Raw genomic sequence first — 15,273 nt, forward strand, 5'->3', positions numbered from 1 at the left:
CTCGGGCACTGTACAGGAGCCCCGGACAGCGGGCGGGAGGTCGGGGCCGCTCAGTCGGTCGAGGCGAGGAGTTTGGCCCTCAGTTCGCGGCGCTCGCGCTGCAGGGCAGGGTCCGGCAGCGGGACGGCGGCCAGCAGGCGCTGCGTGTACGGATCCTGGGGGCGCCGGAGGATCTGGTCACGGGGGCCCTGCTCCACGATGCGCCCGCGCTTCATCACGCAGATGTAGTCGGCCAGCACATCCACCACGGCGAGGTCGTGCGTGACGAACAGGCAGGCGAAGCCGAGGTCGCGCTGCAGGTGCTGGAACAGTTCGAGCACCCTCGCCTGCACGGAGACGTCCAGGGCCGACGTCGGCTCGTCCGCGACCATGAGCTTCGGCTTCAGGGAGAGTGCGCGCGCGATCCCGACGCGCTGCTTCTGCCCGCCCGACAGCTCGTGCGGATAGCGGTTCCGGTAGGAGCGGGGCAGCTCCACCTGGTCGAGCAGCGTCTCGATGCGCTTCTGCAGTGCGGCGCCCTTGGCCTCGCCCGCGAGGAGCATTGGTTCGCCGATGCTCTCGCCGATGGGGAGGCGCGGGTTCAGCGACGACGACGGGTCCTGGAACACCATGCCGATGTGGCGGCGTACCTTCACGAGCTCCCGCGAGCTGGGCCGGAATCCCGAGATGTCCGTCCCCACGACCCTGAGCGAGCCCTGCGCGACCGGCAGCAAGCCGACGGCGGCACGGCCGATCGTCGTCTTCCCCGATCCGGACTCCCCCACGAGCCCGATGACCTGCCCGGGGTAGACCGTCAGGTTCGCCCCCTCGACCGCGCGGAACGCCGGGACGCGGCCCTGCTTGGGATACTCGATCGCCACGTCGACCAGCTCCAGGACGGGATCCCCGGTGCGCGGCGCCGTCCTGTCCTCCCCCGCGAGCCGCGCGAGGACGTCGCGCTCGCGGCGCTCCAGTTCGTCGTGGTCCACGGTGTGCAGCTCGGTGTGGGTCGCCGCGGCGAGGGCCGCCGTGATGTCGACGTCGTCGTTGCCGTCCCCCTGCCCGAGGTGCGGCACGGCGGCCAGGAGCGTCCTGGTGTACTCGTGCTGCGGATGGTTGAAGATCTGGTCAGCGGTGCCGGTCTCCACGATCCGGCCCTTCCGCATGACGGCGATGCGGTCGGCCAGGTCCGCCACCACGCCCATGTCGTGCGTGATCAGGACGATCGCGCTGTTGAGCTGGTTCCGCAGGTTGCGCATCAGGTCGAGGATCTCGGCCTGCACGGTGACGTCGAGGGCCGTCGTGGGCTCGTCGGCGATCAGGAGCTTCGGGTCGCAGGACAGGGACTGCGCGATCATCGCGCGCTGCCGCTGCCCGCCGGAGAGCTGGTGCGGGTAGGACCTGAACGCCTTCTCCGGGTCCGGCAGTTCGACCATCTGCAGCAGGCGCAGGGCCCGCTGCCTGGCCTCGTCCGGGGAGATCTCGTTGTGCAGGCGCAGCGTCTCGACGATCTGGAAGCCCACGGTGTAGACGGGGTTCAGCGCCGTCATGGGCTCCTGGAAGATGACGGCGACGTCGTTGCCGCGCACCTCCCGCAGCCTGGCCGGGGGCATGGTGAGGACGTTCTGTCCGTTGAGCAGCACCTCGCCCGCCACGCGGCTGTTCGAGGGCAGCAGTCCCAGCAGCGACATGGAGCTCGCGCTCTTACCGGACCCGGATTCACCGACGATCGCCAGCACCTCACCGGCCCGGACCTCGTAGGTCAGGTCGATGGCCGCCGGCACCCACCGTTTGTCCACGCCGAAGTCCACGCAGAGATCGCGGACCTCGAGCACGGGGCCGCGGTGGCCGGGGCGGCCCGCACCGTGATCCCCGTGATCCCCGTGATCCCCGTGATCCCCGTCGTCGTTGCCGCCCGTGCCGCCGATGGCCTGGGTGCTCATGAGGGGTCCTCCTTCGTGGAGGAGGCCGCGCGGCTGCGCGTGCGCTCCTGACGGGATACGGGCGGGTGCGGTACTGGGATCATGGAGCCATGGAAAGCTCGAGGGTGGCCGGGGTCAGCGTCTTCAGACCACGGACCGGCGTCTGGTTCACGGGGGCGGCGGTGCTCGTCGCACTGGGCGGCCTCGTCTCCGTCGCGGCGACCGAGGGCCCTGCCGGTGTGCTGCGCGCCTGGCCGCTCCTCGGCGTCGCCTACGCGGGCTGGTGGCTGTTCTGGTACCCCGTGGTGGTCGTCGCGGAGGACGCCGTCACGGTGCGCAACCCGCTCGCGACCATCAGGGTCCCGTGGTCCGCGCTGATCGACGTCGACACCAGGTACGCCCTGAAGCTGGTGACGCCGTCGGGCGCCTTCACTGCCTGGGCGGCTCCCGCTCCCGGCGTGTGGGGGACGCACGCCGGGAAGCCCGAGCACGTGACCGACCTGCCGTCCACGAGCTACGGCCCCGGCGGGTCCATCCGCCCGGGGGACCTGAAGAACACCGATTCGGGGTACGCCGCCTACCTCGTGAGGTCGCGCTGGCAGGACCTCGTCGAATCCGGTGCCATCGACGTCGACTCCCCCGCCCGCGCACACCGCACCTGGAACCGGGCGCAGATCGCCGGCGCGGTCGTGCTGGTCGCAGGCGCCGCGGCGGCCGGCCTCGGCTCGTAGGGACGCGCTCACGCCGCGGGCTTCTCTGGGTCCTTGGCCCGGCCGGCGTTGAACTTCCGCTGCCGCGGGTCGAAGGCGTCGCGCAGGCCGTCACCGATGAAGTTGATGCACAGGCAGATGAGCACGATGAACAGGCCCGGGAACCAGAAGAGCCACGGCCGTGTCTGGAAGGCCTCCTGGTTCTGGCTGATGATCAGGCCGAGGGACACATCGGGGGCCTTCACCCCGAAACCGATGTAGCTCAACGCCGTCTCGAGCAGGATGGCGGCGGACATGAGCAGCGTGGTGTTGACGATGATGACGCCCACCGCGTTCGGGAGGATGTGCTTGAAGATGATGCGCGCGTTGGACGCGCCGGCGATCTTCGCCGCGTCCACGAATTCGCGTTCACGCAGCGTGAGGAACTCGCCGCGGACGAGGCGCGCCAGGCCGGTCCAGAGCACGAGACCGAGGAAGACGCCAAGCAACCAGACCTGCGCCCCACTGCCGACGAAGCGGTTGACGGACTCCCCGAGGGTGGCGGCGGCGAGGACGACGGGGATGATGATGATGATGTCGGTGAAGCGCATCAGCACCGCCTCGGTCCAGCCTCGGAAGTAGCCGGAGCAGGCCCCGACGACGACGCCGGTCAGACCGGCGAGTGCTCCGATGATGAACATGATGAGAAGCGAGTTCTGCGCCCCGCGCATGGTCATCGCGAAGTAGTCGCGGCCGATGGAGTCCTGGCCGAACGGGTGCTCCCCCCAGCTGAAAGGGCCTGTGACCGTCGGGGCGCCGTCACCCAGCAGGGGCACGAACTCGGTGTGGTTGTACTTCCACCAGCCGGGGATGCCCGCGAAACCCACCGATGTGAAGGCCAGGATCAGGACGACGGCGAACACGACGAGGCTGATGATGGCCGCGGTGTTGTCGAAGAACTTCCTGCGGACGATCTGCCCCTGCGACAGCCCCGGCGCCTCGGCCTCGGGTGCGGGCGGCACGGTCGCGGGAACGGTCTCGGCCTGGCCGGGCACATCGGCGGGTGTCTGTGTGCTCATGCTTTCACCCTTACGCGAGGATCGAGGAACGAGTAAGCGACGTCGGCCACCAGGTTGAAGACCAGCGCGAGGATGCCGGCCACGAGGAAGAAGCCCATGATCGGGTCGGGGTCGGTGCGCTGCAGTGCCTGGACGAACAACTGCCCCATCCCGGAGAAGGCGAAGACCTGTTCCGTGATGATGGCTCCGCCGATGAGCGCCCCGATGTCGAAGGCCACGAGGGTGGCGAGCGGGATCAGCGCGTTGCGGAAGGCGTGCCGCATGACGACGGTGCGCTCGCTGAGGCCCTTGGCCCGCGCGGTCCTGATGAAGTCCATGTTCATGATCTCCAGCATCGAGGCCCGGGAGTAGCGGCTGTAGCCGGCGAGCGACGCGAGCAGCAGGGCGATCGTCGGCAGCAGCAGGTGCGTGAACGTGTCGAGGCCGGTGATCCAGAACGTCCCCTCGAGTCCCGGTGTCTCGGCGCCCACCGTGGCGATCGGGCGTCCTCTCACGCGCGGGTTGCTGACGTAGGCGGGCCAGGTGACCAGGAAGCGGTCCACCACGACGAGGAGGCCCATGAGCAGGCCGGTCAGCGCCGCGGCCCGCATGCTCTGGCCGCGGTCGTAGCCGCCCATCGCGTAGCCGACGCCGATGCCCACGAGCACCGTCAGGACCGCGAGGGCGAGGATCATCCAGACGGTCGCGGCGTTCAGGATCGGGTTGACGACGTAGTAGGCGACGAGGCCGAGCGCGACCATGATGAGCGACGCGTACAGCGCCTTGCGGTTCCGGAGGCCCGCGGTGAGGAGGACGATCCCGAAGGCGATGCCTACGCCCGTCACGAGGATGACGACCGGCCCGAGCCCCGGGTCGGAGAACCAGTCGACGAGCTGGAGGACGGTGAGGAGCGCCGCGGCGACGGCAGCTCCGATCACGAAGGCGATGGCCTTCCGCCTCCAGGACGCGCTGGCGAACAGTGCCCAGATGAGGCCGCTCGCGATGGCGACGACGACGATCGTGGAGGCCGGTATCCGAGGGTCGGCGAGGAAGTTGTTGAACCCGATGGCCCCGAACTCCTTGAGCAGGACGGCGAGCCAGAAGATCGGGAGCGAGAAGAAGAGGAAGGACATGAAGGTCACGCCGTAGTCCAGGCCGCTGTACTGGCGGAGCGCCGTGATGATGCCCAGGGAGATACCGATGATGATGGCGAGCACGGTGGCCGTCGTGACGAGGGTGATCGTGTTGCCCATGGCGCGGACCAGGGACGTGGTGACCGCCTCGCCCTGGATGCTCGTGCCGAGGTCACAGGTCGCGGCGAAGGGCACGAGGCACTTGGCAGCACCCGCGAGCCACCCGAAGTACCGCAGCGGCGCAGGGGTGTTGAGGTCGAGCAGCTCCGTGCGGGCCTGGATCAGCTGCTCCCGGTTCGGCGCGTTGCTGGCCCTCAGGTCCTCGAGCGGATCACCCGAGAGGGCCGTGAGCTGGTAGACCACGTAGGACGCACCGAAGAGGATGAGCACGGCCGTCACCAGACGGCGGACGATGTAGGTCACCATGGGTTTTCCAGCCTCGAGGTCGGGTCCGCGTGGGGGAAGGCGCCAGGGCTCGTCCCCGACGCCTTCCCCTCACGGGCGTGCTTGATCCGGTGCGCGTGATGCGGCTGGACCTACTGCGCGATCTGCCAGTCCCAGAAGTTCCACCAGACGCCGGTCAGGTTCGGCATGTATTCGACGCCGCTGACGTTGTCGCTGTGCGCGTTCATGCCCGGCACCTGGTAGAGGGGTAGTCCGTACTTCGAGTCCCAGATCAGCTTGTCGATCTGGACCTGCAGGTCGTTCTGCGCGTCCGGGTCGGTCTCGACCACGAGCTCGTCCATGAGCTCGTCGGCCTCGGGGCTCGAGAACCCGTTGAAGTTGGAGCCGTTGCCGCTCTTGAAGATCTGCGGCACATTGGACACGCCGACACCCGAGCTGATCCAGCCGAAGATGGTTGCATCGTAGGTGCCGTTGCCGAGGGCCGCGCTCCAGTCGGAGGCGCCGAGGCCGACGTCGACGATCTTGAAACCGGCCTGCGAGGCGGACTCGGCGATCAGCGTGTAGGAGTTCAGGCGGTTCGGGTTGTCACGGTTGTACATGATCCGCACCTCGGGGGTCGCGCCGTCGAGCAGGTCCTTCGCACCCTCGATGTCGACCTCGGCATAGGCCTCTGAACCGTTGTTCGTGGCGGCCTCCTCGTAGGGCTCCTGGTCCTGCAGGAAGAGCTGAGAGTCGACCGGCTCGGCGTCCGGGTTCAGCTTCTTGATGATGGAGTCCACCAGCTGCTGGCGGGGCACCGTCTTCATGAAGGCCTCGCGGACGCTCTCCTCGGCGAACACGCCGCTGAAGTTGAGGTCGAGGTGGTCGTAGGACAACTCGTTCCCGCGCACGACCGTCACGCCCTCGAGTGCTTCGAGCTGCTCGACCGTATCCGCCGAGGCCTGCGGCGCGATGATGTCCACTTCGCCGTTCTGCAGGGCCTGCACCTGGGCGGGAGCCTCTCCGATGTAGCGGACCGTGATCTCGTCCACCTTGGGCATCGGACCCCAGTCGTAGTCAGGGTTGCGGGTCAGCGTCATGGACTGGTCCGGGGTCACGGCCGACGCGATGAACGGACCGTTGGACAGGAAGAGCGTGGGATCGTCCGGGAGGGACTTGGTGTCGAAGCCGGTGTTCCAGAAGTCCGCCACGGCCTGCACCTCGGGACGCTCCACGGGATTCTCGGGGTCGCCTGCCGGTTCGGTCCGGATGAGCTCGATGAGCGCGTCCTCGTCCGTGAGTCCGCCCTTCTCGGCCAGCACGTGGGCCGGCGTGTCGAGCCCTCCCTCGTTCATGAGGCCGAAGGCGACCTCGTAGTCGGCGAAGGGCACCGAGTAGTTCAGGGTGATCGAGCGCCCGTCGTCACCGATCTCCGGGAGCTCGGTGAGCGCGAGTCCGGTCGTGTCACCCGCGTAGTCGAAGTAGGTGGCGCCCGACACCACTTCGCCCGCCTCATCGGTGGTGGAGTCATTGAAGTAACCGGACTCGATGGCCCACTGCAGCAGCAGGTCGCCGCCGTCGACCGGTTCGCCGTCGGACCAGCTGACGCCCTCGTTGACCGTGTACCTGACGCTGAGGGGGTCCTCGGAGAGGACATCCACGGTTCCGAATTCTTCATTCGGGACGACCTCGAGGTCGTTGTTGATGTAGTTGAAGCCGGAATGGGTCGAGTAGGCGATCACGCCGTTGATGTCCACGTTGCCCTCGGACGTGCTCGCGTTGAACGAGCTGAAGGCATTCACCTCGGCGATCCGGATGTTCCCGCCCGTCGCCTCCCCCTCGGCGGTCTCCTCCGGTGTCTCGGTCCCCGTGTTGGCAGCGCAGGCACTCAATACGAGTGCTGCTGCCGCAGCCACACCCACAGCCCTGGAAGTACGTCCGACACGCATACAGCCTCCTGTTTCGTAGCGTGGTTCCGGCCCTACGCGGTGTTGCGGGTCAGCCGACACGCGCCACGCAAAGGTGACGCAACTCACGCGAGCAGAAGCATAGTGGCACATTGCTGCAGACAGGTATCGGCCGGAGGAGCCGGTCGCGGGTTGTTATCGAGCTGCAACTCAAGCGGGGACGGCAGGCGTCCCGGTGAGCGTGCAAGCGTTCGCACAGGTGCTTGATCGGGCGCTCCGGGCGGTGATTTGCTTGAACGACCCCGAGCGGCCGGACGACGACCGCGCGGGTAGCGTGCCGGACGGGCGCGTGATCCGAGGCAGACAGGTGTGATGCGGGATGGCCTGGCTTTTCGTCGACAAGCACGCGGCGGTGTGGGACGACGACGCCGATGTCCAGGCCGCCATCGGAGCCCTCAAGGTGCGCCTCGATCAGCACGCCGAGGTCCATCTGTCGATCCAGAGCAAAGGGCTCAAGGGTCCGGTCTTCGTCATCACCAAGGACACCGTGCTGAGCTCCCCCGAGCTGAGCAACCGCTTCAACGCGGACCTGTTCTCTGAGCTCACGACGCCGACTGCCCGGAACAGCCCGACGATCCACTGGTTCTCGGACGGGCGCGGCTTCGTGTCGGAGACGAACAGCCGCATGTGGTGACGTCGTAGCCGGGTAGCTGCGCGTCGGCCGGTTGAACCGGCCGACGCGACCGAGCATGGCATGAGCGTCGGACTAGGCTCTGATCACCGAACAACTGATAGCGAACATGGGGGTAGCAATGGCTCTTGGTGGACAGGAAATTTTCATCGTCCTGCTGGTATGGCTCGTCGTGATCACTGCTGTGGGCCTTGTGCTGTATCTGATCATCCGGCTGGGCGTGAAGCACGGAATGCGGTCCTACTACTCCAGCGCTTCACAGACTCCTGGTCCTGATCCGCAGTCCGGTTCGTGATGAACGATTACTCGGGAACGATCAGTACCTACTCCGAATCGGTCAACAATGCTCCTACACCGGAAGGCGGTGCCTTCTGGTTCGCGTTGGCCCTGGTCAACGCGGGGCTCGCTGAGCAGAAGAATCGCTCCCGGCTGGCATGGTTCCTCATCTCGCTGTTCCTGGGGCCGCTCGCCACCGCGCTCATCGTCTTCATGAGGCCGCCGGCACCAGCGCCTCCGTCCATATCGCACCGCGGCGGACGGAAGAACCCTGACAGGTTGTCGATGAGGAGCCAGAGGAGATCGACGGGCCCCGCAAGCTAAGCCGGCCCCTCGATCGGATCACCCGTACCGTGCTCGATCCAGGCACCGCTTCCGGTGACTGGGCAGGTGGCATCCAGGGCCCTCGACGTGGTGTCGTAGTCGATCGTGTGGAGCCCGTACGTCGCGTCATCGAGCCAGTCAGCGGCATGGACTCGCGGGGCTCGTACCGGTGATCTCACGATTCTTGTTGCACCACTCGGGAAGGGTCGCTCTGTCCCTTCGCGCCTGAAGGACCGACGTGGGAGCGTCTGCTGACCGAAAGCTACCGAACTCTTTCTGATACCCGGCGTCTCCTGCACGCGACAGACCCGACACGTCATGTGAATGAGTGGAACGATAGACTCCGTACCTCAAGGTCTGCCTGTCAGCCGCTCCGATCCATTTCGGCTTATAGCCGCTAATCCCCCTGTCGCTGCCCCGGCCGCCCCAGTGCCGGCGCCCGGCCCTCCCGCGAATGCCCCGACAACTCCGTCGCCCGGCAAGGGCCCGGGACCTGAACGCTGAGGTGGAACAACCACGATGCCCGGGCGCCTTGAGATAAATGCCGAGGCAAAGGTGTCTGCCAAGTGTCTGAGATGATTCGATCAGATCAACCGTGCAGCTGATCGAGTCGCCGAACCGGCAACCTATTCACACGTCAAATTTGAACTCGACGACGTTCCGTAGCCGAATAACGTCTGAGCTCACCGTGGGTCGCCGACTTCGTGGTCGATGCCCTCTCCAGTCAGCCCCTGCTGGTCGACTCCCCCATTTCCCGACCAGCGCCCCTGAACGGCCCCATCGGAGACCGGCTGCATCCTTTCCGCACATAGGGAGGGCGAGCTTCAAGGCAAGCCGGCGCGCTGATGAGAAATCTGTCGGCAGAGGACCTCGCGCACCAACGTTACCGACGTGCTAGCGGTGGTCATCGGCCTGTCCCGGGTCGGTCGGTGACTCCCCGGCGGCGGTTGTGCCGGTGGCTCCGCGGGGGCTTTCCGTGGTGGATCCACCGAGGGTGGTGTCGGCGGTGTCGTCGGCCATGATCTGTCGCGCACTCCGGGTCGCCGCGGCGACCACCCTCTCCATTGGGCCCTGACCGAGCTTGCGGTGCCAGAACCAAGCTATTGCGGCAGCTGCGATCAGATGCAGGACGAACCACACGCCCTGGTCGTCGTAGTGCACTTCCGGGGCCAGGGCGAGCAGGTGGGCGAAGTAGAGGGTGAGGGTCATGGCGCCCATGGCCGCCAAGGGCTTCAGCAACCGCTCGGCCCGGGGGGCGATGAGCAGGAAGACGCCCAGCACCAGCATCCCCGTGCCGAGGCTGGAAGCGATGGCCAGCGGGGTATTGGTGTGTGGTGTGGCGATGGCCAACCACCACCCGGAGGTGTCGGGCAGGCCCTCCGAGCCGAACACCAAGGCCTCATCGAGATCGTGCGACGTCATGCCCGGGGTGGCCAAGAGCGCCTCGTAACCTCCGGCGCGCAACAGCAGGAAGGAGACCACGTTGGACAGGACCGCCAGGGCCGCGCCGACCCCAGCGATGAGTCCCTGAACCCGGACACGGCGCAGGTCCAGCCGGCCCAGGCCCAGCCCGGCCAGCAGGTAGGTCATATAGACCAGGGCCGGATAGGAGCCGGTGAGCAGCAGTTCCGAGGTCGAGCCGCCCGGCTCGGTGACCAGGTTCACCACGGTGTGGTTCCAGGCCGAGGATTCCGGCAACGCCGGACCCAGTTGCTGTATCAGGACCGGGGCGGTGAGGCCGAACACCGCTGCCCACGCGAACAGTGCCCGGGACCGCAGGAGTAGGAAGGGAATGGCCAGCAGGAAGAACACTGCGTAGTAGAGCAGGATGCTGTAGGCCGGGGGATCCCAGGGCAGGATCGCCGAGATCACCAGCCCCAGGGAGCCGATCACCACGGCCCGTGCTGCCAGACCCACCCGGTCCCCGGTCATCCGCCGGCCCTGGTGCGGGGCGGACCCGCCGGAGGACAGGGCCAACCCCACCCCGGCCAGCAGTGCGAACAGCGCAGCCGAGTCCCCGGAGAACAGGTTCCACGACAAGGTCGGCTCCCCGGTATCCTCGTCTGCGTCGGGCAGGATGTGGATGGCCATCAGCCCGATCAGTGCCAGGCCGCGCGCGGCGTCGATGCCGATCAGCCGATTCTTGGGACGGTCTTTCACTGCCGCGGGAGGATTCGCGGTGTCCTGCGGGACGATTTCTGCACCCATCGGATCCTTGTCCTCGTTCGTCATGGAGGCTCCTGGGTCTGGTTTCTCGTGTGGCTGCTTCGATGACCAGATCAACACCTCCGGCTAGGTCCCCCTTGTGCTGTTGCTGTGCAGAGCCTGTGATCAGCGTTCCCGGCTCGCCACGGGCGGTCCGACTTCGGCGCGGGGCAACCTCAGGTCCGTACCGTGAAATCCACCAACTGAACCTCTTTATCCGGTCCGGATCGCCCATCAGAGCAGCATGTGCCGCTGACGGCGCCACGCTGGCGCCCCGGGCGCGGCGGCCTGATCCTGCCGGCCGGGGGGGGCAGTCGTGGGTGGTGCCGGTCCGTTCGGGACATCGCAGCTGTACCGGGGCTGATGTTGGTGGGATCCGAGGGAGATTGTTGCACCATCAGGAAGAGTGGTTGCGGGCCGGGATTCGAGGGTGACCGTGACACAGCAGTCCCTGCGTGTCACGCTGCTGGCAGCTCCACGGTGAACAGGGTCCGGCCCGGTTCGGATTCCACGGTGGCATCTCCTCCGTGGGCGCGGGCCACCGAGCGGACGATCGACAGTCCCAGTCCCGTGGAACCCTCACGCGCGGTCCGGGCGGTGTCCCCGCGCACGAAGCGGTCGAACAGCCCGGACCGCAGTTGCTGGTCGACCCCCGGGCCGTCGTCCTGCACGGTGAGGCGCACGGTCGCGACGCCGGCCGGGGTCTCCTCCTGGAGGCGCACCAGCACGGTGGTGCCGATCGGGGTGTGCTTGCGCGCATTGGAGAGCAGGTTGGCCACCAACTGGGCCAGTTGCCGCCGGTCACCGAGTACCCTGACGGGCTGATCGGGCACGTCCATCACCCAGCTGTGGCCGGGACCGGCTGCTGTGCCGTCCATGACGGCGTCCACCACGACCTCGCCCAAGTCCACCTCGCCGCGCGGCACGTCTAGTCCGGCGTCAAGACGGGCCAGCAGCAGCAGGTCCTCCACCAGGGAGCCCATCCGGTCGGCCTGGTTGAGCACCCGGGCCACTGATTCCCGGCCGCGGTCGGTCAAAGGCTCGGCCAGTCGGATCATCTCGGCGTATCCGCGGACGGCGGCCAGCGGGGTGCGCAGCTCGTGGGAGGCGTCCGCCACGAAGGTGCGAAGGCGTTGCTCGGATTGGTTGCGCTGCTCGAACGCGCCGTCCACGGAGTCGATCAGCCGGTTCAGCGCCTGGCCCACATCCCCGACCTCGTCGCCGGGGCGGGCCAGATCCCCGGGTACGCGATATGGCGTCAGGGAGACTTCACCGGATCCCATAGGCACCGCCGCCACTTGGGCCGCCGCGTGGGATACCTTCTTGAGGGGCCACAACGAGCGGCGGATCCACCACCAGCTCAGCAGGCCAGCCAGAACCAGAGCAGCCAGCGAGCCGAGGATCTGCACCTGCGCCAGGTTGGCCTTGGTCCTGTCCACCGCCGCCGTGGGCAGTCCAACGACCGCCACGCCGTCCTCATCGTCGACGACCTCCGCGTGCACGAGGAACTTGCCCTCATCCAGGTCCATGGTGCGGATCAACCGGACATCGTCTATGGCCCCTGCCTCCTCCTCCGGCAGCTCAGCCAGCTCGGGGTCCTGCGCTTCCTGGGCCCGCAAAGTCTCCTCGGCCAGCGCGCCCAGCCTATCCACACCGGGCGCAGAGAGCTCCACCGTCTCCCATTCCTCATCCAACCTCGACGCCTGGACTACCTGGCCGCCGGTCATGAGTAGCACCAGCATCCCTGCCGGCTGGCCCGAGGCGTTCAGAGGATCGTGGTCGAAGTCCGGCGCGTTCTGCCTGCCGCGCCACAGGTAGGACCAGGAACGATCCCAAGCCTGCTCCACGTTCTCCTCCAACTGGGCGTCCAGCGTGCGCCCGGTCAGGGCCACGGAGGTCAGGGTGAAGGCGCTCAGCACCACGGCCAGCAGCACCACGACACCGACCGCGGTCCTCACGGCCAAGGTCATCCGCAGACGTGGCCGGGCGGTCACACCCTCCCGGCCGGAGCCGTCGGCCGAGACGGGCCCCCGGCCCGGGGCCGGGGCCGGGGATGCCGATGACAGGGTGGACGTCGGGGAGGAACCGGGAGGCGGGCCGGAGGACGAGGTCACGGTCCCCGCCTCAGGTCGCGGGTCGCAGGACGTACCCGGCGCCGCGGACCGTGTGGATCATCGGTGCCCGCCCGGCGTCGATTTTCTTGCGCAGATATGAGATGTACAGCTCGACGATATTCACTTGGCCGCCGAAGCCGTAGTGCCAGACTTGGTCCAGGATCTGCGCCTTGGACAACACGGCCCGGGGATTCTCCATGAGGTACTGCAGGAGCTTGAACTGGGTGGCGGTGAGGTCCACCGGCTCACCCTCGCGCCGGACCTCGTGGGTGCGGACATTGAGCACCAGGTCCCCCACCACCAGTTCGTCCGAATTCTGCGCGGCCACCCCGGAACGCTGGACCAACCGGTGCAGGCGGATCAGCACCTCCTCCAGCGAGAACGGCTTCGTGACGTAGTCGTCCCCGCCGGCGGACAGCCCACGGATCCGGTCATCCACCGAGTCCCGAGCGGTCAGGAACAACGCCGGCACGTGGGGGCGGAAGGCGCGGATCCGCTCCAGCACCTGAAGCCCGTCGAGTTCCGGCAGCATCCAGTCCAGCACCAGCACGTCCGGGTGGGTGTTGCGCGCGGTCTCGACAGCGGCGCGTCCGGCATGCGCGACGTGCACCTCCCAGCCGCACAGGGCCAGGCCCATGGAGACCAGATCCGCCAGCATCGGCTCGTCGTCCACCACGAGCGCGCACAAGGGACTGCCGTCCGGGTGGGCGAGCTTGGGCAACACCTCGCGCAGGGCCGCCAAAGACGTGGGCGAACCTAAGCCGGTCGATGAGGACACGAGGGGACTCCTGAGATCGGGCGGAGCTGACGACATCATACTGACAGTCCAGACGCCCATCCTGTCAGGAACAGCAGCAGAAACTGTGCCCTGCCTGTGCATTCTGTGCCCGGCATATGGCTCCCGCAGCCGGGCCTGCCGTGGCCCCCTCTGCGTGTCGACCACGGTGGGGGCTGCGTAGACAACGACCAGTGTGAATCCGACCTCGACGGCGGACAGGTGACCGAATACCGGCTCGGTGGCGTCTTGCAGGGGCCTGCGCGACACCGGACGCTCGGATGATCCTGATTGCTCCGTCACCGACGCTTCCCCTTCCGGAAAACATGTGCTGATGAACGAGGGGAGCGTTTGTCCAGTTCTCACGACCGCTCCTGCGTTGGAGGTGGGCCACAGAATTACAGGTTCTGCACAGTGACGGCAAAGGTGGGACAGAGCTTGCGGTGTTGGTCTGGAAATGGACCGAATTACGCGTAGACCAGACATGAGGAGCATCCCATGACAAGCCCCGGCAAGATCCTCGGAAATCAACTTCCGGCACTGTGGCCCCTTGACCGGCCCCGCACCAACAAAGCCCCGGCAGACCCGCCCAGTGGCGGAGCACCCCTCAGCAGTGCCGTGGGGGCCCAGGCATGAGCGCCGCCTTCGAGCTCACAGAGACGGTGGTTTCCTACGGTTGGGAACAGGATGAGTACGAACTGGGCGGGAACCAGCCCCGACTGTCACTCAACGCCCGGCTGCACGGGCCGGTGCGCGGCACAGTCCAACGATCCTCGGGCCTCCGCCACCACCTGACGGTGGACGACTGGGAACTGACCGGCCCGCTGGACCTACCCGCGAGGTGGGTACATCGGGCGCAGCACGCCCTGACCCACTTACGTCTCCGACTGGCCGGACAGCCCCATACCAGCCCGGATGTCGACGGACGCTGGGACGTGTCGGTGCGCCACCGCTTGCGGATCACCGAAGGCAAAGAAGTGCCCGGGCAGCTGACGCCACACTGGACATTCATTCCGACCGAGATGTTCTTGGAGGCCTCCACGAGCGGCGGTGGGTCGATGTGCCTGTTCGGCTCCGGGCCCATCGAAACCGACTCGAAACGCTATGACTTCGCCGTGGGCCTTGACGGTGCCGTCGCCTTCGACCAGCTCGACTCGGGTAACCAAGTGCCGCTCTGGGCGCAAGCTCCCGCGCAGAGAACGGCCCGGCTGGCTTTCGACCTAGCCGCTGCGGCAGATCAGCAGCTCACCGACGAGATGGCCATGACACCACCACCGGCGAGGCCCGGCGCGGTGTCCTGCTAGGTTCTGTCTGCCGCTGGGTTTGGGCATACCCTTCGTGCTCGTCGAAGGCGCCCGGGTTGGGTGAGCACCGCCCTGGCCTTCGCGCGACGCCACATGCGCCATCGACATGGCCGGCGAATCCCTGCTCGTGCTGGTCGGCGTCCCAAGGGCCGCAGGGATCGACGACGCTTACCGCAGGACTGAAGTGCAGGCCTTGTGCTCCTCCCTTTCTTGAAGACCCCTGCCGTTCTGGTGCCGGCTGATGTTCCCGTTCAGCCGCGGTTCCGGAGCTCGCCGCGGAGCTTGCCCAGGCTGGTGGCTTTGCGTACGAGGCGGTCAACGATTTCGCCTGTGCGGTAGGGGCGTTCGCCGTCCTTGGCCATCACGTTCATGTAGTCCCGTTCCCTCGGTGTTGCGCGGTCCCATCGGGAAGGAAAAAAACCGGCGTCCAGGCGTCGCAGTCCGGCGGCGACGGCGCTTCTGCATCGTCGCCGGTGAACGGTGTGCCGATGGCTACTTCCCAGACTGCGCTG

General features: G+C 67.3%; 12 protein-coding genes. 4 read left to right on the forward strand and 8 right to left on the reverse strand.

The annotated features are described in order from the left end of the window. Positions 1-50: 50 nt before the first annotated feature. Entirely contained in the window at positions 51-1,922 is a 1,872-nt protein-coding gene (locus AC4D2C_RS15075; RefSeq protein ID WP_490915656.1) for an ABC transporter ATP-binding protein, read from the reverse strand. Positions 1,923-2,011: 89 nt separating this feature from the next. Here AC4D2C_RS15075 and AC4D2C_RS15080 point away from each other — a divergent pair, with 89 nt between their 5' ends. Then, complete coding sequence (locus AC4D2C_RS15080; RefSeq protein ID WP_490915657.1) at positions 2,012-2,632, forward strand: PH domain-containing protein; 621 nt, start codon at positions 2,012-2,014, stop codon at positions 2,630-2,632. Between the two features lie 8 nt (positions 2,633-2,640). On the opposite strand, the gene AC4D2C_RS15085 is transcribed toward AC4D2C_RS15080, so the two are convergent. The 3 genes from AC4D2C_RS15085 to AC4D2C_RS15095 all read right to left on the reverse strand — a co-directional run bounded on the left by AC4D2C_RS15085 (position 2,641) and on the right by AC4D2C_RS15095 (position 7,081). Further along, positions 2,641-3,669: an ABC transporter permease gene (locus AC4D2C_RS15085; protein ID WP_490915658.1), complete on the reverse strand. Its 1,029-nt coding sequence runs from the start codon at positions 3,667-3,669 to the stop codon at positions 2,641-2,643. After that, a complete protein-coding gene (locus tag AC4D2C_RS15090) occupies positions 3,666-5,207 on the reverse strand; it encodes an ABC transporter permease (protein ID WP_490915659.1) in 1,542 nt (513 codons plus the stop codon). The genes AC4D2C_RS15085 and AC4D2C_RS15090 overlap by 4 nt, the downstream gene beginning before the upstream one ends. 110 nt (positions 5,208-5,317) lie before the next feature. Then, the gene (locus AC4D2C_RS15095) at positions 5,318-7,081 is read right to left on the reverse strand and encodes an ABC transporter family substrate-binding protein (RefSeq protein WP_490915660.1); all 1,764 of its coding nucleotides are present in this window, start codon (positions 7,079-7,081) and stop codon (positions 5,318-5,320) included. A 370-nt stretch (positions 7,082-7,451) separates the two neighbouring features. On the opposite strand from AC4D2C_RS15095, the gene AC4D2C_RS15100 reads away from it, so the two are divergent. Together AC4D2C_RS15100 and AC4D2C_RS15105 are read left to right on the forward strand one after the other, a co-directional pair. Then, positions 7,452-7,766: a hypothetical protein gene (locus AC4D2C_RS15100; RefSeq protein WP_104049504.1), complete on the forward strand. Its 315-nt coding sequence runs from the start codon at positions 7,452-7,454 to the stop codon at positions 7,764-7,766. Positions 7,767-7,884: 118 nt separating this feature from the next. Continuing rightward, complete coding sequence (locus AC4D2C_RS15105; protein WP_490915661.1) at positions 7,885-8,058, forward strand: hypothetical protein; 174 nt, start codon at positions 7,885-7,887, stop codon at positions 8,056-8,058. Positions 8,059-9,257: 1,199 nt separating this feature from the next. Here the strand turns inward: AC4D2C_RS15105 and AC4D2C_RS15110 are convergent. The 3 genes from AC4D2C_RS15110 to AC4D2C_RS15120 all read right to left on the reverse strand — a co-directional run bounded on the left by AC4D2C_RS15110 (position 9,258) and on the right by AC4D2C_RS15120 (position 13,496). Next, complete coding sequence (locus tag AC4D2C_RS15110) at positions 9,258-10,595, reverse strand: heparan-alpha-glucosaminide N-acetyltransferase domain-containing protein (RefSeq protein WP_490915662.1); 1,338 nt, start codon at positions 10,593-10,595, stop codon at positions 9,258-9,260. A gap of 431 nt (positions 10,596-11,026) precedes the next feature. Continuing rightward, entirely contained in the window at positions 11,027-12,526 is a 1,500-nt protein-coding gene (locus AC4D2C_RS15115) for a sensor histidine kinase (RefSeq protein WP_490915663.1), read from the reverse strand. Between the two features lie 166 nt (positions 12,527-12,692). Further along, on the reverse strand, positions 12,693-13,496 hold the full coding sequence (locus AC4D2C_RS15120) for a response regulator transcription factor (protein ID WP_490915783.1): 804 nt from the start codon (positions 13,494-13,496) through the stop codon (positions 12,693-12,695). 593 nt (positions 13,497-14,089) lie between these two features. Here AC4D2C_RS15120 and AC4D2C_RS15125 point away from each other — a divergent pair. Then, a complete protein-coding gene (locus tag AC4D2C_RS15125) occupies positions 14,090-14,761 on the forward strand; it encodes a hypothetical protein (RefSeq protein ID WP_490915664.1) in 672 nt (223 codons plus the stop codon). Positions 14,762-15,012: 251 nt separating this feature from the next. On the opposite strand, the gene AC4D2C_RS15130 is transcribed toward AC4D2C_RS15125, so the two are convergent. Continuing rightward, positions 15,013-15,132 (reverse strand): hypothetical protein, encoded by a 120-nt coding sequence (locus AC4D2C_RS15130; protein WP_490915665.1) that lies wholly within the window; start codon positions 15,130-15,132, stop codon positions 15,013-15,015. Between the last annotated feature and the right edge of the window lie 141 nt (positions 15,133-15,273).

The organism is Arthrobacter sp. TJ-240, from assembly GCF_058269195.1.

Excerpts from the sequence above, each read along its gene's own strand:
- AC4D2C_RS15085 (WP_490915658.1), bottom strand. The coding sequence starts at position 3,669 with ATGAGCACACAGACACCCGCCGATGTGCCCGGCCAGGCCGAGACCGTT.
- AC4D2C_RS15130 (WP_490915665.1), bottom strand. The coding sequence starts at position 15,132 with ATGAACGTGATGGCCAAGGACGGCGAACGCCCCTACCGCACAGGCGAA.
- AC4D2C_RS15080 (WP_490915657.1), top strand. The coding sequence starts at position 2,012 with ATGGAAAGCTCGAGGGTGGCCGGGGTCAGCGTCTTCAGACCACGGACC.
- AC4D2C_RS15075 (WP_490915656.1), bottom strand. The coding sequence starts at position 1,922 with ATGAGCACCCAGGCCATCGGCGGCACGGGCGGCAACGACGACGGGGAT.
- AC4D2C_RS15105 (WP_490915661.1), top strand. The coding sequence starts at position 7,885 with ATGGCTCTTGGTGGACAGGAAATTTTCATCGTCCTGCTGGTATGGCTC.
- AC4D2C_RS15110 (WP_490915662.1), bottom strand. The coding sequence starts at position 10,595 with ATGACGAACGAGGACAAGGATCCGATGGGTGCAGAAATCGTCCCGCAG.
- AC4D2C_RS15090 (WP_490915659.1), bottom strand. The coding sequence starts at position 5,207 with ATGGTGACCTACATCGTCCGCCGTCTGGTGACGGCCGTGCTCATCCTC.
- AC4D2C_RS15120 (WP_490915783.1), bottom strand. The coding sequence starts at position 13,496 with ATGTCGTCAGCTCCGCCCGATCTCAGGAGTCCCCTCGTGTCCTCATCG.
- AC4D2C_RS15100 (WP_104049504.1), top strand. The coding sequence starts at position 7,452 with ATGGCCTGGCTTTTCGTCGACAAGCACGCGGCGGTGTGGGACGACGAC.
- AC4D2C_RS15125 (WP_490915664.1), top strand. The coding sequence starts at position 14,090 with ATGAGCGCCGCCTTCGAGCTCACAGAGACGGTGGTTTCCTACGGTTGG.